The sequence below is a fragment of the Methylobacterium sp. AC315 genome, assembly GCF_979253755.1.
The window spans coordinates 141,028-164,857 of record NZ_CEEDEA010000008.1; the positions used below are offsets into that span (position 1 = coordinate 141,028).

The following is a 23,830-nucleotide window of genomic DNA, read 5'->3' on the forward strand; positions in this document are numbered from 1 at the left end:
TCGCCCTTCGCTGAGCCCGGCGGGCGTCGAGATTGCGCGGCCGGCCCGAAGGATCCGCGGCGCCTGCGTCGGTCATGCGCTCCGTCCGCCCGGCGGTTGACCCGTATCCGGTGAGAAAACCGCGTCGCGCACGTCGGGATGTGCTTCTACCGTTCGCCCTCTCTCGAAAGGAATGCTACTACAAAAGCCGATACCGGGGTGGAACGGGACGGTTCTTCATGGCAGCGACGCGTCGCATCGGCCTCGTCCTCTGTCCCGATTTCGACTTCATGGGTCTGGCCGTCACCTCGCCGTTCGAGATGGCGAATTGGTATGCGGGCGAGAAGCTCTACGACGTCCGCCTGCATTCCGAGTTGGGCGGCCGGCTCCGGGCCGGCCTGGGCGCCGACGTCGCCACCGAGCCGCTGGCCGAGCCGGACGCCTTCGACACGATCCTGGTCGCGGCCGGCGTCGGCATCCCGACGACTGCGCCGGGGCTCGCCGCCTATATCCGCGCCGCCGCGCAGGGGACACGCAGGCTCGCCGGCCTGTGCCTGGGGGCCTTCACCCTGGCCGATGCAGGGATACTCGACGGGCGGCGCGCGACCACGCACTGGCATTTCGCGCCCCATTTCCGCGCGCGCTACCCCGCCTGCAAGCTCGACGTCGACAAGATCTACATCGCCGACGACAACATCTGGACCTCGGCCGGCATGTCGGCGGCCATCGACCTCGCGGTCGGCATGGTCGAGCGCGACCACGGCCGGGACCTCGCCACCTCGGTCGCCCGGGGGCTGGTGATGGAGCGGCGCCGGTCCGGCGGCCAGGCGCAGCGCTCGGCCCTGCTCGATGTCGATCCCCCCACCGATCGGATCCAGAGGGTCCTGGACTACGCCCGGCGCAACCCGGGCAAGCCGCTGACGGCCGAGGACCTGGCGGCGGTGGCTTGCCTGAGCCCGCGCCAGCTGACGCGCCTGTTCCGCGCCGAGACCGGGACCTCCCCGGCCAAGGCCGTCGAGACGATCCGGGTCGATGCGGCCAAGCTGATGCTGGAGGAGAGCCGGCTGCCGCTGGAGGCCATCGCCCAGGCGGTCGGGTTCGCCAACCGGGAGCGGATGCGCCGGTCGTTCCTCCGGGTCTACGGCGAGGTCCCCCGGCGAATCCGCCAGGCTGCCGGGCCGCTCGCCGTGATGTGACGCGGACCATGTCCGCGGGCGGTGCCGGCGGGCTGCGGCCGTGGGCGATGTCCGAAAACGTGGCCTTTATGGCGTAGGCCGCGGGCAGGGCCACGCTTAAGCATGGTGCAGGCCCTGCTGATATTCGGACGGACACGATCATGGTGAACCTGTCGATCAATGGTCGCCAGCATGCAGTCGATGCCGAGCCCGACACGCCATTACTGTTCGTCCTGCGTGATACGCTGGGCCTGACCGGCACCAAGTACGGGTGCGGTATCGGCCAATGCGGCGCCTGCACGGTGCTGCTGGACGGCCAGGCGACGCGCTCCTGCCAGATCCCGATCGAGAGCGTCGGCACGCAGCCCGTCGCCACGATCGAGGCGGTGGAGCAGGACGCGGTCGGCCAAAAGGTCGTGGCGGCCTGGGTGGCGCTTCAGGTGCCCCAATGCGGCTATTGCCAGTCGGGTCAGGTCATGGCCGCGACCGCCCTGCTCAAGCAGACGCCGCGCCCCACCGACGCCGACATCGCCGACGCGATGACCAACCTGTGCCGCTGCGGAACCTACAACGCCATCGCCGCCGCCGTGCGGCAGGCCTCGGCCTGAGGAGAGCGGCATGGAACAGTTTCTCGCTCCGGCCCCGGCGGACGCCGTGACCGTGGTCGAACCGATGCCGCGCGAGGCATCGCGGCGCGGCTTCCTGACGGCCGCCGGCAGCGCGCTGGTGCTCAGCGTGGCGCTCCCCGGCCGCAGTGCCCGCGCCCAGGCGCAGGGGCCCGCGGAGGGAGCGGGCGCGATCGCGCCCAAGCCCGGCACCCGGGTCGCCGCCTTCCTGGAGATCCACCCGGACGGCACCGTCAAGCTGCTCAGCCCCTTCGTCGAGGGCGGTCAGGGCATCGCCACCGGCATCGCGCAGATCGTCGGCGAGGAGCTCGACGTGCCGCCCGCGCGGTTCGTCGTGGAATGCGCGCCGCCCGGTCCCGACTATGCCGTGGTGAACGGGCTGCGCATGACCGGCGGCAGCTTCTCGACCCGCTCCAGCTACGCGGTGATGCGCCGGCTCGGCGCGACCGCCCGCGACATGCTGATCCGCGCCGCCGCGGCCCGGCTCAAGGTCCCGGAGGCCGAACTCACCACCCGCGACGGGGTCGTGCTGCACGCGGCGACCAACCGGTCGCTGCCCTACGGTGACCTGGCGGCCGACGCCCTGCTGCTGAAGCCGAACGAGGCCGTACAACTGCGCGACCCGGCGACCTTCCGGTATATCCGCCAGCCGGTCCCGCGGCTCGACGTGCACGACAAGGCGACCGGGCGGGCGGTCTACGCGATCGACCAGAAACTCGACGGCATGCTGTACGCGGCCGTGCAGCACGCCCCGCATCTCGGCACCGAGCCGGAGGCGCTCACCAACGAGGCGGACATCCGGGCGATGCCGGGGGTCCATTCGGTGCATCGCCTGCCGGGCGCCGTCGCGGTCGCGGCCGACAGCTGGTGGCGGGCCCGCAAGGCGGTCGAGGCGCTCACCGTGCGCTGGTCGGCGCCCAAGCCCGGCGGGCTCGACACGGTCGCGGCCGACTTCTCGTCCGACGGGATGGTGGCGGCGCTCAAGGCTTCCACCGATCCGGGCCTCGCGGCCGAGGCGGTGGGCGACACCGCCGACGCCTTCGCCAAGGCGGCCAAGGTCATTGAGGCGGAGTACGAGGCACCCTATCTCGCTCATGCCCAGCTCGAGCCGCCCTCGGCGCTCGCGCGCTTTGCCGAGGATGGGACGCTCGACCTCTGGCTGCCCAACCAGATGCCGGAGCTGTTCCAGGCGATCTCCGCCCAGGCCGCGGGCCTGCAGCCGGCGCAGGTGCGGATCCATTCGCCGATGCTCGGCGGCTTCTTCGGCCGCCACTTCGCCTACGGGCCCGGCAACCCGTTCCCGCAGGCGATCCGCCTCGCGCAGGCGACCAAGCGTCCGGTGAAGGTGCTGTGGTCGCGCGAGGAGGAGTTCCGCTCCGACGCCCTGCGCCCGCTCAGCTACAGCCGCTTCCGGGCCGCCCTCGACGCAGAGGGCCGGCCGAGCGCCATCGAGGTCCGCACCGTCGGCGAGGGGCCGATCGGGCGCTATTTCGGGGCGCTGTTCAAGAACCCGATCGATTCCTCCGCCGTGGAGGGGATCGTCGAGAAGCCCTACGCCATCCCGAACCGGCGGATGACCTTCACCAAGCTCGCCCACCCGGTGACCATCGCGTTCTGGCGCTCCGTCGGCCACTCGATGAACGACGCGTTCTACGAGAGCTTCCTCGACGAGATCGCGCAAGGGGGCGGGCAGGACCCGTTCGCGCTGCGCCAGGCGCTCCTGAAGGACAGCCCGCGCCACCTGGCGCTGCTCGCGGCGGTGGCCGAGATGTCCGGCGGCTGGCGGCGCGGGCCCTACGCGGCCGAGGGCGGCATGCGCGCCCGCGGCCTCGCGATGGCCTCGCCGTTCGGGTCGGAGACGGCCACGATCGCCGAGGTGTCGGTCGAGGGCGGCGAGGCGCGGGTCCACACCCTGTGGATCGCGTTCGATCCCGGCAGCGTGGTCAACCCGGCGATCGTGCGGGCCCAGGTCGAGTCGGCCGCGGCCCTGGGCCTCTCGTCGGTGCTGTTCGAGCAGATCGTCTACCGCGACGGCGTGCGCCAGTCGCAGAATTACGACACCTACCCGATCCTGCGCCGGGAGCACATGCCGGCGGTCCACGTGCGCATCGTCGAGAGCGGCGCGCCCATGGGCGGCGTCGGCGAGCCGGGGCTTCCGGGGGTGCCGCCGGCCGTGCTGAACGCGGTCGCGGCCCTCACCGGGCAGCGCATCCGCGCCCTCCCGATCGCCAACACCAGGCTCACCGCGGCCTGACGAGTTTTGGGGACGCGTCCGGCAGGCCGGCGACGGGGGCCGGGCTCGCCGGGGCCATCTTGGAGGCAGCCGATGCTGGATATGGTCGCGCCGGGCGTGCGGATCGCGGATCCGCCCGAGACCGCCCTGACCGCGCACAAGGCCCCCGACACGCCGCCGGCCGCCCTGGCGGGCTGGCGGCAGCTCGCGGCGCTGCCGGTCGGCCTGTTCGCCGCGGTGATGGGCCTGACCGGCCTCAGCGTCGCCTGGAGCCTGGCCCAGGCCCGCTATGCCGCGCCGGCCTGGATCGCGGATGCCCTGGGATTGGCCGCGCTCGCCGCCTTCGTGGCGATCGCGGCGGGCTACGCCGTGAAGGCTGCCATCGCCCCGCAGGCGGTGCGCGCCGAGTTTCTCCATCCGATCGCCGGAAACCTGTTCGGGACGCCGCTGATCAGCCTGCTGCTGCTGCCGATCCCGCTGGCGCGAGCGAACCTGCTCGTCGCGCAGGTCCTGTGGGTTCTGGGCGCCGTGGGCATGACCCTGTTCGCGTGGCTGATCGTGACCCGCTGGCTGAGCGAGCGCCAGCAGGCGGCGCACGCGACGCCGGCCTGGATCGTCCCGGTGGTGGGCCTCCTCGACGTGCCGCTCGCCCTGCCGGGGCTGGGCCTTCCGCCGATGCACGCGGTCATGATGTTCGGGCTCGCGGTCGGCCTGTTCTTCGCGGTGCCGCTGTTCACGCTGATCCTGTCGCGCCTGCTGTTCGAGGCGCCGCTTCCGGTGGCGCTGCAGCCGGCGCTGCTGATCCTGATCGCCCCGTTCGCGGTCGGGTTCTCGACCTACGTGGCGACCACCGGGACGATCGACCTGTTCGCGGAGGCGCTCTACACCGTCGCGCTGTTCCTGCTGGCGGTGCTGCTGCCCAAGCTCGCCCGCCTCGTCCAGGCCTGCCCGTTCCGGGTCGCCTGGTGGGCGGTGAGCTTCCCGCTCGCCGCCGCCGCGGTGGCGTCCCTGCGCGTCGCGACCGCGATGCCGGGCGCGCTCGCCGACGGCACCGCCCTGGCGCTCCTGGCCCTGGCGACGCTGGTGATCCTGTGGCTGCTCGGCCGGACCCTGGTCGGCCTCGCCCGCGGCGAGCTGCGCACCCTGTCCCAGTGATCCGATCGTGGCGGGGATCCGACCGAGGACCGGGTCCGCAACGCCGTGAGGAACGGCGCCGTTACGAAGATCGTCGGCCACCGTTCAGGACGATGGACGGGCACAGGCGCCGCGCGGTAAGAATCGAGCGCTTCTGAAAACCGTCTTCAAGCGCGTTGCCGGCCTGTGATGCAGTCTTCGCGCTATCGAAGATCCGTCAAAACGGAGGCCGCCCATGCAAGCCGCCACGCATCCTGAACATCCCCCCGAGACCATCGACCGGAGCCGCCGCCGGCTCCTCGGCGCCACGGCCGCGGCCCTGGCATTCGCGGAGTTCGGCCGCATCGGCGGCGCGCGGGCCGAGACCGGAGCCCCCGCGGACGGTTCCATCCCTCGCCCCGTCCCTCGCCCCGTCCCTCGCCCCGTCCCTCGCCCCATGCCCGGCACGCTGAAGCAGGTCGAGGCCGGGATGCTCGATGTCGGCTATGCCGAGGCCGGCCCCGCCGACGGTCCGGCGGTCATCCTGCTGCACGGCTGGCCCTACGACATCCACGCCTTCGCGGAGGTCGTCCCGATGCTCGCCGCAGCGGGCCATCGGGTGATCGTTCCGCATCTGCGCGGCTACGGGACGACCCGCTTCCTGGCCACGGACGCGGTCCGCAACGGCGAGCAGGCGGCGCTGGCGGTGGACGTCATCGCCCTCATGGACGCCCTCGGCATCCCCCGCGCCGTGCTCGGCGGCTTCGACTGGGGCGCCCGGACGGCCTGCATCGTCGCGGCGCTCTGGCCGGACAGGTGCCGCGCCCTCGTCTCGGTGAGCGGCTACCTGATCGGCAGCCAGGAGGCCGGCAAGGCGCCGCTGCCGCCGAAGGCCGAGCTGTCCTGGTGGTACCAGTTCTACTTCGCCACCAGCCGGGGGCGGGCCGGCTACGAGGCGTATCGCGACGCCTTCGCCCGGCTGATCTGGCAGAGCGCCTCGCCGCGCTGGGCGTTCGACGACGCGACCTTCGCCCGCAGCGCCCAGTCCTTCGACAACCCCGACCATGTCGGCATCGTCGTCCACAATTACCGCTGGCGGCTCGGGCTCGCCGAGGGCGAGCGGCGCTACGAGGCCCTGGAGGACCGGCTGGCCCGGGCGCCGGAGATCGCCGTGCCGACGATCACGCTCGAGGGCGACGCCAACGGCGCCCCGCATCCGGAGCCTGCGACCTATGCCGGGAAATTCACCGGCCGCTACGCGCACCGGCTGATCACCGGCGGGATCGGCCACAACCTGCCGCAGGAGGCGCCGGGCGCCTTCGCGCAGGCCGTCATCGATGCGGCCTCGGGTTGAGGTCCCGGCGCCCGGATCGTCGCGAGACGGCACAGGAGCTGGCGATGGGCGCCATCACGGTTGCTGCGTCCAGCCTGCTCGCGGCCGCCCTGCTGGGCGCCGCCGCCCTCCGTGCCGGGACCGCGCCCGACGCGTCGCCGCTCTACGGCGTGACCGTTCCGGACGGTTTTCGCGACTGGCCGCTCATCGGGGTCGCGCAGGAGACCGGCGCCCTCGACGAGCTGCGCGCGGTGGTGGGCAACGCCCCGGCGCTGCAGGCCTACCGGGCGGGCACGCTGCCCTTCCCGGACGGGACGATCCTGGTAAAGCGCGCCTGGAAACGCACCCCCTCCCGGGAATTCGAGCCCGCCTTCGTCCCCGGGGCGGCGACCACGATCCAGGTCATGGTCAAGGATTCGAAGCGCTACCCGGAAACCGGCGGCTGGGGGTTCGGCCGCTTCATCGACGGCAAGCCCACGGACGCGGCCCAGCACGAGACCTGCTTCGCCTGCCATCAGGCCAACGTCCGGGACCACGACTACGTGTTCACCCGGCTCGCGCCCTGAGGGACCGCGGGCACGGCGACTTCGACGCGGACCCGCTGGGAGCTACGCCACCACGAAGCCGTGCGCGAACGGATCGCGGTCGTCGATGAAGATGGTGTTAATGCCGGTCTGGCGCGCCCAGCCCGCCACCGAGGGCACGATCGCGGGCTTGCCGGCCACCGTGGTCGCGGCCTCGACCCGGCCGCGGAACAGCGAGCCGATGATCGATTCGTGCACGAAATCGTCGCCGACCCCGAGGCGTCCCTTGGCGGCGAGCTGCGCCATGCGGGCCGAGGTGCCGGTGCCGCAGGGCGAGCGATCAATCGCCTTGTCGCCGTAGAACACGGCGTTGCGGGCCTGGGCCTCGGGGTGGCGCGGCGCGCCGGTCCACAGGATGTGGGACAGGCCCCGGATCTCCGGATGCTCGGGATGGACGAAGTCGTACGTGGCATTGAGCGCCGCGCGCAGCTTCGGCGACCGGGCGATGAGGTCCCCGGCGGTGTGATCGGCCATGTCCCGGAAGTTTTTTTGGGGCTCGACGATCGCATAGAAGTTGCCCCCGTAGGCGACGTCCACCACGATCTCGCCGACCCCATCGAGATGCGCGGTCAGCCCTTCGGCGTGCAGGAAGCCCGGCACGTTGCGCAGCCGCACCTCCTCCACGAAACGGCCCTCCTGCCGGTAGGTGATGTCCACCTTGCCGGCCGGCGCGTCGATCGAGAGCCGCCCCGGCGCGCGCGGCGTGACCAGGCCGTTCTCGATCGCCATGGTGACCGTGCCGATGGTGCCGTGGCCGCACATCGGCAGGCAGCCGCTGGTCTCGATGAACAGCACCGCGACGTCGCAATCGGGCCGCGTCGGCGGATACAGGATCGCGCCCGACATCATGTCGTGGCCGCGCGGCTCGAACATCAGCCCGGTGCGGATCCAGTCGTAGGCGCGCAGGAAATGGGCGCGCTTCTCCAGCATGGTGCCGCCTTCGAGGATCGGGCCCCCGCCCGAGACGAGGCGGACCGGGTTGCCGCAGGTATGGCCGTCGAGGCACGAGAAGGTGTGGTTGGCCATGGTCGAAGCCCTATCGGAAGCGCTGGGGCGAGAACGGCGCGAGGTCGATGGACGGCGGCGCGCCGGTGACGAGGTCGGCGACGAGGCGCGCGGTGCCCGCCGACTGGGTCAGCCCCAGATGACCGTGCCCGAAGGCGTAGACGACCCGGCGGGTGGACGCGGCCCGACCGATGGCGGGCAACGAGTCGGGCAGCGACGGTCGGAAGCCCATCCAGGGCTGGCCGCCCTCGGTTTTGAGGCCCGGCAGGAAGGTCTTGGCCTTGCGCAGCATCGCCTCCGAGCGCCGGAAATCCGGCGGCCGGTCGAGGCCGCCGAGTTCCACCGCGCCGCCGACCCGGATCCCGCAGGAGAGCCGCGTCACCACGAAGCCGTGGCCCCCGAAGGTGACCTGCGTGCGCAGGTCGAGGGCGCCCTCGGGCAGGGTCGTGTTGTAGCCCCGCTCCGTCTCCAGCGGGATCCGCTCGCCCAAGGTGCGGGCAAGGCGGTGCGAGAAGGCCCCGGCCGCGACCACGACCTGCCCGGCCATGCGGGTGCCGGCGGATGTCACCACGGCGACGCCGTCGGCCGTGGGGCGCAGCGCCGTGACCTCGGCCCGCGCGATCGCGCCGCCTTCGTCCCGCAGGCGCTCGGCCAGGGCGAGCACGTAGGTTTTCGGTTCGGCGATCGAGTACCAGCCGGGGGTGAACGTCCCGTGCGTGAAGCGGGGCGCCAGGCCCGGCTGGATCGCCGCCATCGCGGCGGCGTCGAGGTGCTGGAAGGCGATGCCGTGATCGGCGCGGACGTCCCAGCCGGGGAGGGCGGCCTCGAATTCCGGCTTTCCCTCGTAGACCTGGAGGTTGCCGTCCTTGCGCAGCATCCCCCGCGTGCCGGTGGCCTCGAGGAATGGCTCCAGCGTGTCCCGCGACAGGTCCATGAGCGCGGTCTGGGCGGCGGTCGCCCGGCGGACGCGATCCGGCGCGCAGGCTCGCCAGAAGCGCAGCATCCAGGGCAGGATCCGGGGCGCGTAGGCCGGCGGCACCGAGAGCGGCCCGAGCGGATCGAGCAGCCAGCGCGGCGCCCTCCTGAGGATGCCGGGCGAGGCTAGCGGCAGGATGTCGGAGAACGCGAAGGCGCCGGCATTGCCCGCGCTCGCCCCGGCCGCCGGGCCCTCCCGATCGAGCACCGTGACCGACAGGCCGCGCGCGCGCAGGGCCAGGGCGGCGGACAGCCCGATGACGCCCGCTCCGACGACGATGACGTCCGGTGGCTCCGCGGCCGCCATCCTAGCGCGCCACCGCCCGGTGCGGACGCGTCGCGCTCCCGGACGTGACGCCCCTTGGACAGCAAGAAATGGCGTCCTTCATGCCGGTCGACAGGCCTCCGAAGATGAGCGGGCCCGGCATCGGGCCCCGCGCAGACATCCGGAACCGATGCCTCTATCGAGATGCATAGTTCCGGCGTCTGCATCCAAGCACGTTCTGGGCCGGTCGGCAAAATGAGCCCGGACGGACTATCGCGGGCAAGCCTGACGCCCCGGAGATCTCGCCATTGCCGTCTCCGCGATCGCTTCGTCTTGCGCTCCGGTCCCGGTGCTCGCCGGCGTAGGCACCGGTCGTCCCACGTCTGGCGCGCGTGTGCCGCCTCTCCCTACCGGGGCCGATGGTCCCCGATCGCTGCCGGATGCGGGCAAAGGCCCGCTTGCGGCCCATCAGCCCGACCGGGCCATGCCCAAGGTGCGGATGTTCGACACGACAGGCCTCCAACTCCCGGTCAGACGCGCCTCCAGGATCGATCGGACCGTCCGGCGCGGCAGGATTGTGCAGGCCAGCAGGAACAGCACGACGGATACGCGCCTGAGCGGGCTGTACCAGGTCGGGAACGATCGGATCGTGACGACGACGCCCGCCCAGGTGATGCGGCGCATCTCCAGTATATCGCAGTAATTATTGTACCGAGCATGCATGTACATACGGGTCGGCGAGGCGATTTTGCAGGATCCATCCCTGTCGGGCAGTGCGGTTCTAAGATGTTCCAGCCGATCGACGAACCGTTTCTGGTGCTTTCTGATCAGGGCCACCGTCGGTGTCCGGTTGGTGCCGGACTTGTTCTTGTTGTGCAATCTGTAGCGGCCGAGCGGTTCGGACAGGCTCACGACGTCACCGTGGAACGGCGCGGCGAGCAGCATCACGCCGTCGACGGCCGAATCGTAATGGGCGTCCTCCAGGAGCGCGCACAGGTCCCTGCGAAACACGTTGCCCGAGGTCGGTGGCGAGATGTAGGTCCCCGCCCTCTCGATGGCCTTGACGAACGTGGCGCGCGCCCGGCCTTTCGCCAGATTCGGAAAAGACGTGCCGAGCGGCGTGCCGTTGCTGTCGATGCGAAGCAATGGGAACTGTAGCTTCGCAACGTCCGCATCGAGATGCTGGATGATCGTCTGTATCGAGCCCGGAACGAGTTCGTCGTCGGCATCCAAGAACAGGATGAACGGGGCATCCGTTTTCGACACGCCGTATCGGCAGGCGCTGACTTGACCGCCGTTCTCTTTCCTGAACGCGCGAACCTTGAACTGCTCGATTACCTCCCACGAACGATCAGTCGATCCATCATCGACGACGATGACATCGCAGTGGGTCGTGTCCTGAGAGAGTACGCTTGCGATCGCATTTCGAACGTAATCTTCATAATTATGACAATTTATTATGATCGCAAGCTTTAGTTCTCTGTCTTCCATGTTATTTTCCCACGTAGAGATTGCGCAATATTTCTTGAGGGCATCTTGAATAGGTTTTGATGTTGCTATTATCCACGTATTAAGGCTTTCGGTAAATACCCTGATCCATAAATAAGGCCGGGATTAAAATCATCGCTCGGCGATAGGCCGTCCGGATTGCAGAGATCCCTGCGTGGGACGCGATCATCACCCCGCCGCACGTCCGCAACCGGGAAGGGGGCGACTGGCAGCGCCGACGATCGGACGCTTGGCCCTCGCCCGGCACGACCGGCTCACCGATCGGGACACGGAACCCGCACCCATCGACCTGGATCGGCGGCGTCACGCCGGCCGGGGCGCGGACCGGCCGGCCGCGTCCGCCCCACGTGCGAAGGTCTTCGCGTTGAGTCAGCGTTCCGCGGCCGCAGGTCGTACACTTCGCAGTGACTGCGCGGGATCGCGCGGCCACGGCCCGAGTTAACGCGCGGTCTGACCGACGATCGGGCTGTCGGACACCCGGTGTCTTCGCTGGGACTACACCGATGCGCATACCGGTTATCAATCCGTCCCGCGCATACCGTCCCGGGATTGGACGCGGCGCGAGGAGGGACGATCGGTGGGCCTGCCCGGTGTGAAGGACGGGGAGAAATCCCGTCACATCCTCCCGACCGCCAGCACGATGATCGGAATCAGCACCACGCTGATTGGTCTGGTGAAGCTGCTGGAGCACTATTCCGGTCCCAGCCAGGTCGACGTCTACAGCGGCATCGTCGCCGTCCTGTTCCTGCTGAGCGCGATCCTGTCCTACCTGTCGACGCGGCTCGAGGCCCGGCCGCGCATCAGCCGCTTCGCCGAGCAGGTGGCGGACAACTTCTTCCTGCTCGGGCTCATGGGCATCACCGGCGTCGCCTTCCTGTTCGCCTACGAGGTGATCTGAGGCCGGTCCGTATCCCGCTCAGGGTGCGCAGGCGAGGTCGCCGCCCGGGCACTTGATCTGTGCGGTCAGGTCCTGGATGCGCTGGCGGGTCAACTCGGTCTTGCAGGTGCCGTCGAGCAGGGGCGCGATCGTTCCGTTGGAATCGGGCGCGGAGGCGTCGTAGCCGGTGCGCAGGTTGCACTCGAGGTCGCGGAAGGCGATCCAGGCCCGCTGCGCCGCCACCAGGTTGTGCCGCCCGTTGCTGTCGAGCTTGTCGCGCAGGGCGGTGTAGCGCCGGTTCAGTTCCGCATCGGCCTGCGCGAAATTCTGGGCCGCACAGAGATTCGCCGCCGTCTGATCGGGCGCCTGCGTGCAGTCCGCCCCCACGGCGGAGCCGACGGCCGGCAGGGCGATCAGGACTCCGATGAGGACGGTTCGCAGCATGGCAGGCTCCAGGACCGAGGCGGGCTTCAGGGCTCATCATCCGTCTGCCGGGCGCGGAAGGCGTAGAAGCCGCCGTCGGCGTCGTACAGGACGTCGAAGCCGTTGAGCAGGCGCAGGCCGGTATTGACGAAGGGCAGCGGACGCGTGGTGTTGAGGACGATGCGCTCCGGCGCCAGGAGCGAGGCGGTATCGCCGCTCGTGATCGCGTAGCCGGCCGCGTCGCCGAAGCGGAAGCGCAGCCGCGTCCCGGGGGCGAGCGCGCGGTGGCCGGCGCCATCGGTACGGAGGCTCTCAGTGACTTGCTCGGGCGGGAGCGTCAGGAACATGTCGGTCACGCCGGTATCGATCAGCGCGCGACCGCAGGCGCCCGGCTCCCGGGCATTCACCCCGATACACACCGGTACGCCGAGCCAGTCGCCCGAGACCCGCGGATGCGGATCGAGCTTCACGAAGCGGAAGCGTCCCCGGGTGTTGGCGCGTGTCAGCCCGACATGCACCCCCGACTTGGTCACGACGTAGCCGCGATGGACCGGACCGGGACCCGGCGGCTCGGCGTTGAGCAGCGGATTGGTGTCCGGCGTGCTCTGGGTCTGGCTGTCGTCCTCGCGCCCGAAGCCGATCCCCAGCATGGCCACGTGCCCGGGGGCATCCTCCGGGGTGCAGGAGCGGGCCTTCTCTGTGCAGTCGATCCGGTCGACCGCCAGCACGGGAAGCGGCCGCGTCGAGACCCTGGCGCCGTCGCGGCCCGACAGGGTCACCGGCACCGTCACCCAGCGGCCGATCATGATCCGGCCGGAACTCGTGTAGGTCAGGCGACCGGGCCGGCTCGGCAGGGCGTCGACATCCGGGATGCGCCCGGCCGACACGACGATGCCGGTGGAGCCGGTATCGACGAGCACCGGGCGGGCCTCGCCTCCGAAGGACAGGCCGAAACGCGGTGAGCGGGCGATCGCTTCGCCGGGACCGGGTGCGTTGAGGAAGGTCAGGAAGACGCCGCGCCGGTCGCTCTCGTAGTTCGGGCGCTCATCCGCCCTCGCGGCGGCAGCGCGCGCGATCAGCCCGGCTCCGAGCAGCGCCGTCCAGGCAAGCCCGCGCGTTCCGACGTGTAGCGTGTTGATGAGACGCATCGTGGGACCCGGAGATGGGAAGCCCGAGCCTAGCATCCGGTCGAACCGCCGGCACGCTGGAGTCCCTCCCGCCAATGTGGAGACGAAACGGAATCGGCCGGTACGGTGAATCTCGCCGCGCCGGACCTGCCTGACGGCGGCACGACCGGGAGAAGCGCTATCGCCGGGGGGGCGCCCGCTCCTCCAACCCGCCCAGGAGGACCAGGATCCGGCCCAGCAGCACGCGTGTGTGCAGCGCCGCACCGGTGACGGCGCGATCGTCGGCCTGTCTGGCACAGGCCTCGTAGGCAGCCCGCAGAGCGGCAAGCTGGCGCGCACGCAGTTCGGGAACATCGGAGCCCATGGGCCACCCCCGACAGGCTCGTGTCCGCGGTACGTCCCCGCAGACAAGCCTCCTGAACCATCCATAGTCGGGGAGTTGGAAAACCGTGCTCGAACGGTCCCTACGACCTTTAGTGCCGGAACACCTGGACATACGCCGCAGGCTCCCCGACCCACGCGGTCAAGGATTCGGGTGCCATCGCGGCCGGCACCAAACCGTCGAGCAAGAGGTTTCCACGCCCCAGGGCGGCACGTACCGCCCCGGGCAGGCAGGTAACCTATTCTAGGAAGCGAATCCAGACCGATAACGCTTCCGCCCCGATGCGTTTTCGGGATGCCTGGTGGCGCATGCAGGACAGCATTTGGTAGATAAAATGCTCGAATTTGTCTTAAAAAGCATTAACCTTGTTGCTCGGCGATGTTGAACAAATGCCTCGCCTTCGACATCTGCTTCCGTCCAGCAGGTTGTCTCAGGTGTGATGAAGATGAAATCGTATTCCATCTTTCTTCGCGATCGGGCGCAGGCCGACGCGGATCATCCGCGCTTGCTCGCGTACGAGATTTCAGATCGGGATGTGGCGCAGGCGCTCGTCTCGTCGATCGCCGCGTCTCATGAGGATCACGGCTTCAATCCAGCGACGGGCGTGCATTGGTTCAGGTACGGCGGCAGCCTTCACGAGATCTACGCTTGGCCGCAACGCTGAGTGCCGGGTCGGCTCAGGTACCGCAGAACGTGCGGTATCCGACCCCGCCGCCCTCGGGTGGCTCGGCATAAGGGGCGGCCGCGGGCTGGTCCTCGTAGGGGCGCGACAGCACCGCCAGAAAGGCTTCGAAGGGAGCGAAGTCGTCACGCTCCACTGCCGCCTCGATCATCTGCTCGACCCGGTGGTTGCGCGGGATGTAGGCGGGGTTGACCTGCCGCATCGCCGCCGCGACCGCCGCAGGGCTGCGGCCGTCCTGGGCCAGGCGGGCGCGCCAGCGCGACGCCCAGTCGTCATAGGCCGTCGGATCGACGAACAGGTCGCGCGGATTGGCGCCGGTCTCCGGTCGTTCCGCGACCGCGCACAAGGCCCGGAACGTGCGGGTGAAGTCCGCCTGATTCTCTGCCATACGCTTCAGGAGGTCGCCTGCCAGCGCGGGGTCGCCGTCCCGGATGTCGGACAGGCCGAGCTTGGCATTGAGACCGCCCTGATAGGCGGCCTCGAAGCGCGGCGCGTAGCCGGCCAGCGCCGCTTCGGCCTGCGCGACCGCCTCGGTCTCGTCCGGATCGAGCAGCGGCAGCAGCGTCTCAGCCAGGCGCGTCAGGTTCCAAAGCGCGATCCGGGGCTGCTCGCCATAGGCATAGCGGCCGTTCCGGTCGATGGAGCTGAACACCGTCCGGGGATCGTAGGCGTCCAGGAAGGCGCAGGGGCCGTAATCGATGGTCTCGCCCGCCACCGACATGTTGTCGGTGTTCATCACCCCGTGGACGAAGCCGACCAAGAGCCAGCGGGCCACCAGTTCGGCTTGGCGGGCGACGACGCCTTCCAGCAGTGCCCGGTAAGGTTTCTCCGCACCGGCCGCATCGGGATAGTGCCGGGCGATCACGTGGTCGGCGAGTGCCCGCAGACCCTCGACGTCGCTCCGCGCGGCGAAGAATTGGAACGTGCCAACCCGGATATGGCTCGCCGCCACGCGGGTCAGGATTGCGCCGGGCAGGACCGTCTCGCGCGCCACCGGCTCGCCGGTCGCGACGGCGGCGAGTGCCCGGGTGGTCGGAATGCCGAGCGCCGCCATGGCTTCGCTGACGAGGTACTCGCGCAGCACGGGCCCCAGCGCTGCGCGGCCGTCGCCCCGTCGGGAGAACGGTGTCGGGCCGGACCCCTTCAACTGGATGTCGCGGCGCTGTCCCGCCCGGTCGATCACCTCGCCGAGCAGGACCGCACGGCCGTCGCCGAGCTGCGGTACGAACTGGCCGAACTGGTGCCCGGCATAGGCCGCTGCGAGCGGTGCCGCGCCCTCCGGGACACGGTTGCCCGCCAAAGCCGCGACGCCCTCGGAACCGGCCAGCCAGTCCGGATCGAGGCCGAGGTCCTGGGCCAACGCTCGGTTCAGCCGGATCAGGCGCGGTGCCGCCACCGGCGTCGGCGCGCGGGACGCATAGAAGCGCTCCGGGAGGCGGGCGTAGCTGTTGTCGAATGGGATCGGGGTCATCGACGCCATCTATGAATGCGCCCGGCGGCCAGCAAGCGCGGCCGAGGTCGGTTCTCATGGGCCGCCGTTGGTCCAAGACCGTTCGCGCGTGCCCGGTTCCGTACGTCGCAGCCGTGGCGCTGCGGATCCGGCTGGATTGCGACCGAACCGCCGGGATGCGCGTTCGCTCCAGACGCCGATCAATCCCGGCTCCGTCGTGCCCGGCCCCGTCGTGAGCCGTCGAGCGGCGTGTGGCGGGCGGGTCTCAGGACGTTTCCTCTGGACGAAAATACGCGGTGACGGCCAACCGGATGCTTGTAAGCCTTCCCCCCACGGGCGATGCCGCTGCCATGGCTGTGTGCGAACCCGTATCAATCTTGCCGAAGCCCGAACCGGGGGCTGCGATGCACGTGCATGACACCGCCAACCGAGCCTGCGCGACCGATCGCGAGCCCGGTCTGGCGGTGCGAGGGGCTGCCGCAGGACCGCGCAGTTCGAGCGAGCCATGAGCGCCACGGCCGCATTTCTGCCTGGAGGCGGCGAACTGGGCGCGATCGTCCGGGCCTACGACTGGGCGACGACGCCGCTGGGTCCAATCGCCCGCTGGTCTCAGAGCCTGCGCTCCGCGGTCAGCACCGTGCTGCTGTCGCCGGTGCCGATCGTGCTGCTCTGGGGCGCGGACGGCATCATGATCTACAACGATGCCTACTCGGCTTTCGCGGGCGGCCGGCACCCGCAGCTCCTCGGCTCGAAGGTCCGCGAGGGCTGGCCTGAGGTCGCCGACTTCAACGACAACGTGATGCGGGTGGGGCTCGCCGGCGGCACGCTGTCCTACAAGGATCAGGAACTCACTCTGCACCGCTACGGCCGACCCGAGCAGGTCTGGATGAATCTCGACTACTCGCCGGTGCTCGACGAGGCCGGGCAGCCGGCCGGGGTGATCGCAGTCGTGGTCGAGACCACCGAGCGCGTGCTCGCGGAGCAGCGGCTGAAGGCGAGCCAGGCGCTGGCTCAGCTCTATGCCGACCGCATCCAGCTCGCCCTGTCGGCCGGCGCGATCATCGGCACCTGGGTGTGGGATCTGCCCGCCGACGCGTTCACCGTGGACGAGGCCTTCGCCCGCAGCTTCGGCCTCGATCCGGCCCTCGGCCGGGTCGGGCTCAGCCTCGAGCAGGTAATCGCTACGGTCCATCCCGAAGACCGGCAGGGGCTGATCGCGGCGATCAACGAGGTCATCGCCCGCGGGGGGGCGTACGCGCACCAGTACCGGGTGCGGCGCACCGACGGGAAGTACTACTGGATCGAGGCGAACGGCCGGGTCGACCGCGCTCCGGACGGGACGCCGCTGAGCTTCCCGGGGGTGCTGATCAATGTCGAGGACCGCCGGGCCATCGAGGCCGAGCGCGACCGCGCCATCATGATGCTGCGCACCCTTACCGACACGCTGGAGCAGCGTGTTGCCGAGCGGACCAGCGAACTGATGCGCGCCGAAGACGCCCTGCGTCAGTCGCAGAAGATGGAGGCGGTTGGCCAGCTCACAGGCGGTGTCGCACACGACTTCAACAACCTGCTGACGATCATCCGTTCCTCGGTGGACTTCCTGCGCCGGCCCGATCTGCCGGAGGCGCGCAAGACCCGCTACCTCGACGCGGTCTCCGACACGGTGGACCGCGCCGCCAAGCTCACCGGCCAGCTCCTCGCCTTCGCCCGGCGGCAGGCGCTCAAGCCCGAGGTGTTCCATGTCGGGCAGAAGGTCCGCGGGATCGCCGACATGCTCGACACCGTGATCGGCGCCCGCGTCCGGGTGATCGCCGAGGTCCCGGACGAGCCCTGCCATATCCGGGCCGACGTCAGCCAGTTCGAGACCGCCCTGGTGAACATGGCGGTCAACGCCCGGGACGCCATGAACGGGGAGGGCACGCTGACCCTGCGGCTCGCCGGCGGTCGGACTATGCCGGCGATCCGCGGGCATGCCGGGGCCGACACCGCCTTCGTGGCGGTGTCGCTGACCGATACCGGCTCAGGGATCTCGGGGGCCGACCTGGGTCGTCTGTTCGAGCCGTTCTTCACCACCAAGGAGGTCGGCAAGGGCACCGGCCTCGGCCTCAGCCAGGTGTTCGGATTCGCCAAGCAGTCGGGCGGCAACGTCGACGTCACCAGCGCGCCGGGGCAGGGGGCGACCTTCACCCTGTATCTCCCGCAGGTCGAGGTCGATCGCGGGATCGACGAGGCGGAGGGCGTCCCGGCGACAATCTCGCCGCTCGGCACCGGGCAGCGGGTCCTGGTGGTCGAGGACAATGTCGAGGTCGGTCAGTTCGCCACCCAGATCCTGCAGGATCTCGGCTACGAAACCGTCTGGGCGGCCAACGCCGAGGCGGCGCTCGAGCGGCTCGGCCGGGACGGCGGCGGGTTCGAGGTGGTGTTCTCGGACGTGGTCATGCCCGGGATGGGCGGCCTGGCGCTCGCCCAGGAGCTGGCGCGCCGCCTTCCGGACCTGCCGGTGCTGCTGACCTCGGGCTACAGCCACGTCCTGGCCCAGGAAGGCACCCACGGCTTCGAGTTGCTACACAAGCCCTATTCCGCCGACCAGCTCGGGCGCGTGCTGAGCCGGGTCGTCGGACGGCCGACACCAGCCTCGGTGGAGTGAAGGCGACGCCTTAAGCCGCCGGCAGGACCGCACCGGCCCCCGGGGTGCCGCAGGCGTGGCAGAACCGCTCGAAGGTGCTCTTGCGCTGCGTGCAGGCTTGGCAATCCTCGAACAGGCCGAGCCCGCAATGGGGGCAGAAATTCGTGTTCGGATCGCCGAGCGCGACCGGCCGCTCGCAGCCCGGGCAGACCTTCTTGGCAAGTCGGGCCAGAGCCTGATCGGTGGCGATCTCGGTGCGGCGCTCCTCGTTGGGCCGTGTCTCGACCAGCGCCTGACGTGCGCGGTAGGCATGCAGGGCGTTGATCGCCGCCCGACCGCCGACCAGCGTCACGACCACGCCGACACCGTACTGCACGTAGCCGCCGTAGCTCGGCATGTACGGGACCAGCTCGACGAAGAACGCGAAGGCGGCGGCGAACGCGAAGCCCCAGACGAACGGCCAGTTGCGCGTGTTCCGCCGCTTCAGCAGCAGCCATCCGGCGAGCACCAGCAGCGGCAGGGTCAGAGCGAGCCGGTAGCCGAACACCCGGAGTTCCTGGCCACGCTCCGCCGAGTCGAGCTTCTGCTGAGCCGCCGCGCGGAGTTCGCCGTCCACCCGGCTCTGGTCCTGCTCCCGCTCGGACAGCGTGCGCTGCGTTTCGGCAAGCCCGGCCAGCCGCTCCTCGATCGTCCGCTCGGCGTCCTTGAGTGCGTCGAGCTGCCGGGTGCGTGCGATGAGTCCCGGATCCTGATCGACGCGCTGGGTCGCATCCCTGGTCTTTAGCCAATTGGCGAAGGTCTCGCGGGCGCCTTCCGAGGCCGCCTGGGCGGCATCGAGGGCGAGTTGGTCCCGCTCCGTCCGGCGCCGGCTGTCGTCCATCTCGCGGCGGATTTGCTTCAGCGCGTCGGTCGAGGCCCGGGCTTGGTCGGATCCGAGGAACTGCTCGAGGGTGTAGTGCTGCTCCACCTGCGGCAGGTCGCCAACGACCAGGGAGCCCAGCCCGATCAGGAACCAGGCGAACAGCAGTGCGACGAGCCAGAGGGCGACGTTGAACCAGCGCTCGGACAATCGGGAACCAGCACGCACGCCGTCGACTCCACAGATCCCATTATCGCCCGCCGCACACGCGTCGGACCGACGACCGTGAGCCGTGCTCGACCGCTATTCGGTCGGGCACGGCTCCGGTGTCGGCAAGCTCTAGCATAGGTCGGCCTCCGCCCAACTCGGTCGGCTGACGGAGCCGATAGTCAGCGGGCCGACGCTGTTCGCGAGGCGCCCGGCGCGGCGCGTGCCCGGCCAGGAACGAGCGACAGTCCGGCCGAAATCAGCGCGAACAGGATCAGCGGCGTCAGGCTCAGAGTGAAGCTGCCGGTGGCATCCTTGATCGCGCCGATCAGGTAGGGGCCTAGGAATCCGCCGAGATTGCCCACAGCGTTGATCGCCGCGATGCTGGCAGCCGCCGCAGCCGGCGGCAGCTCCTCGGTCGCCAGGGCCCAGAACGGCCCCTTCAGCATGTAGACGCCGACCGCCGCGACGGTCAGCGCCCCGACCAGCGGCAGGATCCCATTCAGGACGGTCCCGCCTGCCAGCCCTGCGGCCAGGACCAGGAACGGGATGGCGAGGTGCCAGCGCCGCTCGCCGACCTGGTCGCTGTGCCGCCCCCACAGGATCATCGCCACGGAGGCGACGCCGTAGGGAACGCTGTTCAGCAGGCCGGTCTCGAAATTGCCCAGGCCGTAGCTCTTGACGATCTGCGGGGTCCAGAAGGTCAGGCCGTAACTGCTGGCGGTCGAGCCGAAATAGATGGCGGCGAACAGGATCAGCCGCCGATCACGCAGCATCGTTCCAAGCGACGGCGAGGCGGCACCGCCGCTGCGCGCGGCGTTCCGGGCGGATTCTTCCTTCAGACGTCCCTCCAGCCAGTCCCGCTCGGCCGGCGGGAGCCATTTCGCGTGGCGCGGCCCATCGGGCAGGAACCACAGCACGGCCCCGGCCATCAGGACGGCGGGCAGACCTTCCAGGATGAACAACCACTGCCAGCCGCGCAGACCCCATCCGTTCAGGCCGAGCAGCGCCCCGGAGATCGGCGAGCCCAGGAACGACGAGATCGGGATCGAGATCATGAAGATGCCGACGATCCGAGCCCGGTACGCCGAGGGGAACCAGTAGGTCAGGTACAGGATCACGCCCGGGAAGAACCCGGCCTCGGCAACGCCCAGCAGGAAACGCAGGGCAATGAACGACCAGGGACCCTGCACCATCGCCATCGCCATGGAGATCACACCCCAGGTCGCCATGATCCGGGCGATCCAGAGCCGCGCCCCGAACCGCTCCAGCATCAGGTTGCTGGGGACCTCCATCAGGAAGTAGCCGAGGAAGAAGATCCCGGCGCCCCAGCCGAACAGCGTGGCGGTCAATCCGACATCGTGGTTCATCTGGATGGCCGCGAAGCCGACATTCACCCGGTCCAGGAAGGACACGAAGTAGGCGAGGATCAGGAACGGCACCAGCCGCCACCCGATCCGCCGCATCGCCGACCGTTCGAGTTCAGACTCAGCCATGATGATCCTCCTCGGCGGCGGCTGTCTTCGAGCCGCTCACGGGTGCAGGCGCAGGCTCCGGGCGCGCCGGTTCGGCGCTCCGGCGTCGGAGTTTTCGACATCGAAAAGGCAGGCGGCCGTGCGCATCCACTCGAACGGCGCGCCCCGGTCGTCCGGGCCGGAGTCGATCGTGGACGCCATCAGAGCGCCGCCGCAGCGCAGCGCGTGCGGATCATCTCGGGTTTCCTCGCGGCCCGTCGGTTCGATTGCCGATCTTGGTCAGCCGATCTAACGCGAAAGCCCGGTGACCGGAAGTCGTCGCCCGATGAAGACCTCCGATTTGTCGCGGGTTTACCGGATCGCAGCCGACGCCGGGGTGCCCCGGAGCGGGCGCAACCTCACGCCGGCTTGCGTGCGCGGGCGGGCTTTGCCGCCGGAGCCTCGACCGTCTCAGCGGCCTCGGAGGCGTGCGCGGCAGGCTTCCGGCGCTTGTGGCCGAGGCCTGCGGTGCGGGCGAACTCGGCGCGCATGGCCGAGTAGTTGGCAGCGGTGGCCGGGTAGTCGCGCGGCAGCCCGAAACGCTCTCGATAGGCCTCGATGGTAAGGCCATGGCCGCTCAGGTGCCGCTTCAGGGTCTTGTACGGCTTGCCGTCGATGAAACTGATCAGCGCGTCGGGGGTGATCGACTTCCGGATCTGGCCGGGCGTGGTCTTCTTGGCGTCCGGCTCGGCGGGTGTGCCGGCCTGACCAAGCCCCGTGAGGGCTTCATGGACACGCGACAGCAGGGTCGCCAGTTCGGGCATCGGGACGGAATTGTTGGATACGTATGCCGACACGATGTCGGCGGTCAGAGCAATGACATCGGTCTGATCGTCTTGCGGTAATGCGGTGTCGTCTTCCATGGGCAGCTCTCGCGAGGACAGTACGCGATGAACATCGCTGTATCTGTCAACAGTCAAGCGCTAAATCGCACAAAACAGATGACGCCGTGGGTTATCGACTGTTGTATCGAATGAATACCAACATAGATTTGCAACGGTGTAAGCGTGGGACTGCGTCCCGCTGGCTCAGGCCTAACGGCGAGGCGCGTCGAGCCGCCGGGCGCCCGCCGCGTGATGGCCCGTTCGGGATGTCTTAACGATCCTGTGGTCTCTCGAGGCGTCGCTGCGGCCTCGAGGGGTACGAAGCCGAACGACAGGCGGGCCGAGCCCTGCCCTTCATGCTCGGCCCGCGCCCTTCTACCTGGCAGCGCTCAGGCGTTGGCTGCGTGCCCGATCGGCGCTGGTATCGTTCCGCGATTGACCGACGGCGCGGCGGCCGGAAGCGTCGCGCTGGATCCGTATTCGGCGCGGTAGGCGCGCTCCAGGGTCATCAGTGTACGCATCGGCGCCTCGGCTAGATCGAGCAGCCGTGCGTCTCGCCAGCGCGGCTTAGTCAGCTTCTTGCGGCTGAACCAGCGCGGCCTTTCTTCCTCGACGAGCAGAATCAGCTTGCCCGACCACGTTTTCCGAAACCAGAACCGCCCCGTGAGCTTGCCTGCGCCGAACATGGCAGCACCTCGCATGAGAGTCCGGAACGACAACGCCCCCGAAACTCGGCGGTTTCCCTGTCACCCGCTGGTGCGGGCCTGGAGGCGCCGGTCCACCCAGGATGCCAACCCGAGGCCCACAATGCCGCCCACCAGCGCCGCTGCCGCCTTCACGAGGAAGTCGTCAAACCGGCCGTGACGCGTACCCGTGAGGGACTGCCCGGCTTCCAGCCCGCCGGCCAGCAGCACGGCTCCGAGCAGGATCCACGGCCAGCGCCGCGGGTAGCCCAGGGTCAGAAGAAGGCCGGCCAACGCGTAGGCGGCCGCCCGCTCGAAGCTGGGATTGGCCGTCACCACCGGACGGAGGCCGATCGGCACCAGCGTGATGGCGACGATCGCCGCCACCAGGATCCAGGCCGCGACCCGCACGAGACCCAGTACCCACTTCTCCATCATGCGCCGCATATCCCGTAACCCTTTGCCGAGCCTCCGGCTTACAGGGCCTTAGGGTTGGAAACTGTTGCAGTTCGGCGGCCAGGACCGGGAAAGCCGATGCCGCAAGTTCAACCGACGGTCCGAGCGGCGTCGCAGGCTTGGCGCCTCATCCGAGTGGGCAGCTTCTGATCGCGAGGTGTTGCTTGTTCGTTCTAGGCACCAGGTCGTCGAATCGGGCATAGAGGCGTCATGCGCCCGCCCGTGCTCAGCCTCCTCGCGATGCTCGTCCTGATCGACGCTGGGTCGACAGCGATGGCGGCGGCGACCGATCCGCGCGCGCTCGAACGGGCGTGGCATCGCTGCTTGCGGGAATCCTACGCCCATCAGCCGCCCGGTCAGAGCCGGGCTGGGGACGAACGCAACGCCCTCGACGAATGCAAGGTGCAGGAAGATGCGTTCGTGGCGTCGCTCATGGCAGCCGGGCCTGCGCAGGATGGCAGAACCGGGACCGTCTGGGCCCGGACCTGGGCGGCCTTCGTGGAGCCGCTCACCGCCTGGATCGGCGGTCTTCGGCGTTGAACCTGCGCCGATGCGTGCCGATCAGGAGGTCGACCACTCGCGCTTCACCTCGTCGGCCGGCCGGTCGAGATGGACTTTGCCGCCCTCGACGGCCCGAACGAAGTCGAGCGGGATGTAGTGGTGGAGGCCACCCGCCGCCGCGTCGCGCTTGGTCAGTTTGATCTCGCCTTTGTCGATGTGATCGACGGTTCCAACATGGGCCCCGTCCGAGTCGACGACCTCGGCGTGTTCCTGGATCTGCGCAGCGTCCACCATCTTCATCCTCCCTGTGAAGTCGTCAAACCGTGCCCTGCTCACAGCGGTTCCTGGCTGCGCCATTCCAGCTCAGGCCTGGGTTTCAGGGATGCAGCGTTCGGGATGCGTGCCGCAGGGTCGCACCGTGC

General features: G+C 69.6%; 23 protein-coding genes and 1 pseudogene. 11 read left to right on the forward strand and 13 right to left on the reverse strand.

Going from position 1 to position 23,830, the window contains the following annotated elements; genetic code table 11:
* Positions 1 to 218: 218 nt before the first annotated feature.
* The 6 genes from AC0IY0_RS15750 (at position 219) to AC0IY0_RS15775 (ending at position 7,025) form a co-directional block, all read left to right on the forward strand.
* On the forward strand, positions 219 to 1,175 hold the full coding sequence (locus AC0IY0_RS15750) for a GlxA family transcriptional regulator (protein ID WP_471764510.1): 957 nt from the start codon (positions 219 to 221) through the stop codon (positions 1,173 to 1,175).
* A 140-nt stretch (positions 1,176 to 1,315) separates the two neighbouring features.
* Positions 1,316 to 1,762, forward strand: coding sequence for a (2Fe-2S)-binding protein (locus AC0IY0_RS15755; RefSeq protein ID WP_147908076.1), 447 nt, complete (start codon positions 1,316 to 1,318; stop codon positions 1,760 to 1,762).
* Between the two features lie 10 nt (positions 1,763 to 1,772).
* A complete protein-coding gene (locus tag AC0IY0_RS15760) occupies positions 1,773 to 4,034 on the forward strand; it encodes a xanthine dehydrogenase family protein molybdopterin-binding subunit (RefSeq protein WP_419830960.1) in 2,262 nt (753 codons plus the stop codon).
* A 72-nt stretch (positions 4,035 to 4,106) separates the two neighbouring features.
* Positions 4,107 to 5,168, forward strand: coding sequence for an SLAC1 anion channel family protein (locus AC0IY0_RS15765; RefSeq protein WP_471764512.1), 1,062 nt, complete (start codon positions 4,107 to 4,109; stop codon positions 5,166 to 5,168).
* A gap of 214 nt (positions 5,169 to 5,382) precedes the next feature.
* Positions 5,383 to 6,480: an alpha/beta fold hydrolase gene (locus tag AC0IY0_RS15770; protein ID WP_471764514.1), complete on the forward strand. Its 1,098-nt coding sequence runs from the start codon at positions 5,383 to 5,385 to the stop codon at positions 6,478 to 6,480.
* 44 nt (positions 6,481 to 6,524) lie between these two features.
* The gene (locus tag AC0IY0_RS15775) at positions 6,525 to 7,025 is read left to right on the forward strand and encodes a cytochrome P460 family protein (protein ID WP_471764516.1); all 501 of its coding nucleotides are present in this window, start codon (positions 6,525 to 6,527) and stop codon (positions 7,023 to 7,025) included.
* A gap of 42 nt (positions 7,026 to 7,067) precedes the next feature.
* On the opposite strand, the gene AC0IY0_RS15780 is transcribed toward AC0IY0_RS15775, so the two are convergent.
* From AC0IY0_RS15780 to AC0IY0_RS15790, 3 genes are all read right to left on the reverse strand, one after another.
* The gene (locus AC0IY0_RS15780; protein WP_471764518.1) at positions 7,068 to 8,069 is read right to left on the reverse strand and encodes a 4-hydroxyproline epimerase; all 1,002 of its coding nucleotides are present in this window, start codon (positions 8,067 to 8,069) and stop codon (positions 7,068 to 7,070) included.
* Between the two features lie 10 nt (positions 8,070 to 8,079).
* Positions 8,080 to 9,330, reverse strand: a complete 1,251-nt coding sequence (locus tag AC0IY0_RS15785; RefSeq protein ID WP_147939302.1) for an NAD(P)/FAD-dependent oxidoreductase — start codon at positions 9,328 to 9,330, stop codon at positions 8,080 to 8,082.
* Between the two features lie 426 nt (positions 9,331 to 9,756).
* On the reverse strand, positions 9,757 to 10,779 hold the full coding sequence (locus AC0IY0_RS15790; protein WP_419830954.1) for a glycosyltransferase family 2 protein: 1,023 nt from the start codon (positions 10,777 to 10,779) through the stop codon (positions 9,757 to 9,759).
* 595 nt (positions 10,780 to 11,374) lie between these two features.
* Here AC0IY0_RS15790 and AC0IY0_RS15795 point away from each other — a divergent pair.
* Positions 11,375 to 11,695, forward strand: a complete 321-nt coding sequence (locus AC0IY0_RS15795) for a hypothetical protein (RefSeq protein WP_147939300.1) — start codon at positions 11,375 to 11,377, stop codon at positions 11,693 to 11,695.
* Between the two features lie 18 nt (positions 11,696 to 11,713).
* Here the strand turns inward: AC0IY0_RS15795 and AC0IY0_RS15800 are convergent, their stop codons facing one another.
* Together AC0IY0_RS15800 and AC0IY0_RS15805 are read right to left on the reverse strand one after the other, a co-directional pair.
* Positions 11,714 to 12,118 carry a lysozyme inhibitor LprI family protein gene (locus tag AC0IY0_RS15800; protein ID WP_471764521.1) on the reverse strand — a complete coding sequence of 135 codons (405 nt, stop codon included), beginning with the start codon at positions 12,116 to 12,118 and terminating at the stop codon, positions 11,714 to 11,716.
* A gap of 26 nt (positions 12,119 to 12,144) precedes the next feature.
* The gene (locus tag AC0IY0_RS15805) at positions 12,145 to 13,245 is read right to left on the reverse strand and encodes a hypothetical protein (protein WP_471764523.1); all 1,101 of its coding nucleotides are present in this window, start codon (positions 13,243 to 13,245) and stop codon (positions 12,145 to 12,147) included.
* 800 nt (positions 13,246 to 14,045) lie between these two features.
* Here AC0IY0_RS15805 and AC0IY0_RS15810 point away from each other — a divergent pair.
* Positions 14,046 to 14,270 carry a hypothetical protein gene (locus AC0IY0_RS15810; RefSeq protein WP_147939296.1) on the forward strand — a complete coding sequence of 75 codons (225 nt, stop codon included), beginning with the start codon at positions 14,046 to 14,048 and terminating at the stop codon, positions 14,268 to 14,270.
* 13 nt (positions 14,271 to 14,283) lie between these two features.
* Here the strand turns inward: AC0IY0_RS15810 and AC0IY0_RS15815 are convergent, their stop codons facing one another.
* Positions 14,284 to 15,759 carry a protein adenylyltransferase SelO gene (locus AC0IY0_RS15815; protein WP_471764525.1) on the reverse strand — a complete coding sequence of 492 codons (1,476 nt, stop codon included), beginning with the start codon at positions 15,757 to 15,759 and terminating at the stop codon, positions 14,284 to 14,286.
* A 484-nt stretch (positions 15,760 to 16,243) separates the two neighbouring features.
* On the opposite strand from AC0IY0_RS15815, the pseudogene AC0IY0_RS15820 reads away from it, so the two are divergent.
* A pseudogene (locus tag AC0IY0_RS15820) lies at positions 16,244 to 16,717 on the forward strand (PAS domain-containing protein); the annotation flags it as partial.
* A gap of 123 nt (positions 16,718 to 16,840) precedes the next feature.
* Entirely contained in the window at positions 16,841 to 18,385 is a 1,545-nt protein-coding gene (locus tag AC0IY0_RS15825; RefSeq protein WP_471764617.1) for an ATP-binding protein, read from the forward strand.
* 10 nt (positions 18,386 to 18,395) lie between these two features.
* Here the strand turns inward: AC0IY0_RS15825 and AC0IY0_RS15830 are convergent, their stop codons facing one another.
* From AC0IY0_RS15830 to AC0IY0_RS15855, 6 genes are all read right to left on the reverse strand, one after another.
* Entirely contained in the window at positions 18,396 to 19,451 is a 1,056-nt protein-coding gene (locus AC0IY0_RS15830; protein WP_147908089.1) for a zinc ribbon domain-containing protein, read from the reverse strand.
* 161 nt (positions 19,452 to 19,612) lie between these two features.
* A complete protein-coding gene (locus AC0IY0_RS15835; protein ID WP_147908090.1) occupies positions 19,613 to 20,926 on the reverse strand; it encodes an MFS transporter in 1,314 nt (437 codons plus the stop codon).
* A gap of 36 nt (positions 20,927 to 20,962) precedes the next feature.
* On the reverse strand, positions 20,963 to 21,106 hold the full coding sequence (locus AC0IY0_RS15840) for a hypothetical protein (RefSeq protein WP_187278418.1): 144 nt from the start codon (positions 21,104 to 21,106) through the stop codon (positions 20,963 to 20,965).
* Positions 21,107 to 21,303: 197 nt separating this feature from the next.
* On the reverse strand, positions 21,304 to 21,807 hold the full coding sequence (locus AC0IY0_RS15845) for a Ros/MucR family transcriptional regulator (protein ID WP_147908091.1): 504 nt from the start codon (positions 21,805 to 21,807) through the stop codon (positions 21,304 to 21,306).
* A gap of 350 nt (positions 21,808 to 22,157) precedes the next feature.
* Entirely contained in the window at positions 22,158 to 22,454 is a 297-nt protein-coding gene (locus AC0IY0_RS15850) for a hypothetical protein (protein WP_147939292.1), read from the reverse strand.
* Positions 22,455 to 22,514: 60 nt separating this feature from the next.
* A complete protein-coding gene (locus tag AC0IY0_RS15855) occupies positions 22,515 to 22,886 on the reverse strand; it encodes a hypothetical protein (protein ID WP_147939326.1) in 372 nt (123 codons plus the stop codon).
* Positions 22,887 to 23,117: 231 nt separating this feature from the next.
* Here AC0IY0_RS15855 and AC0IY0_RS15860 point away from each other — a divergent pair, with 231 nt between their 5' ends.
* Complete coding sequence (locus tag AC0IY0_RS15860; RefSeq protein WP_419830947.1) at positions 23,118 to 23,447, forward strand: hypothetical protein; 330 nt, start codon at positions 23,118 to 23,120, stop codon at positions 23,445 to 23,447.
* Positions 23,448 to 23,468: 21 nt separating this feature from the next.
* Here the strand turns inward: AC0IY0_RS15860 and AC0IY0_RS15865 are convergent, their stop codons facing one another.
* The gene (locus tag AC0IY0_RS15865) at positions 23,469 to 23,702 is read right to left on the reverse strand and encodes a DUF2171 domain-containing protein (protein ID WP_471764529.1); all 234 of its coding nucleotides are present in this window, start codon (positions 23,700 to 23,702) and stop codon (positions 23,469 to 23,471) included.
* Between the last annotated feature and the right edge of the window lie 128 nt (positions 23,703 to 23,830).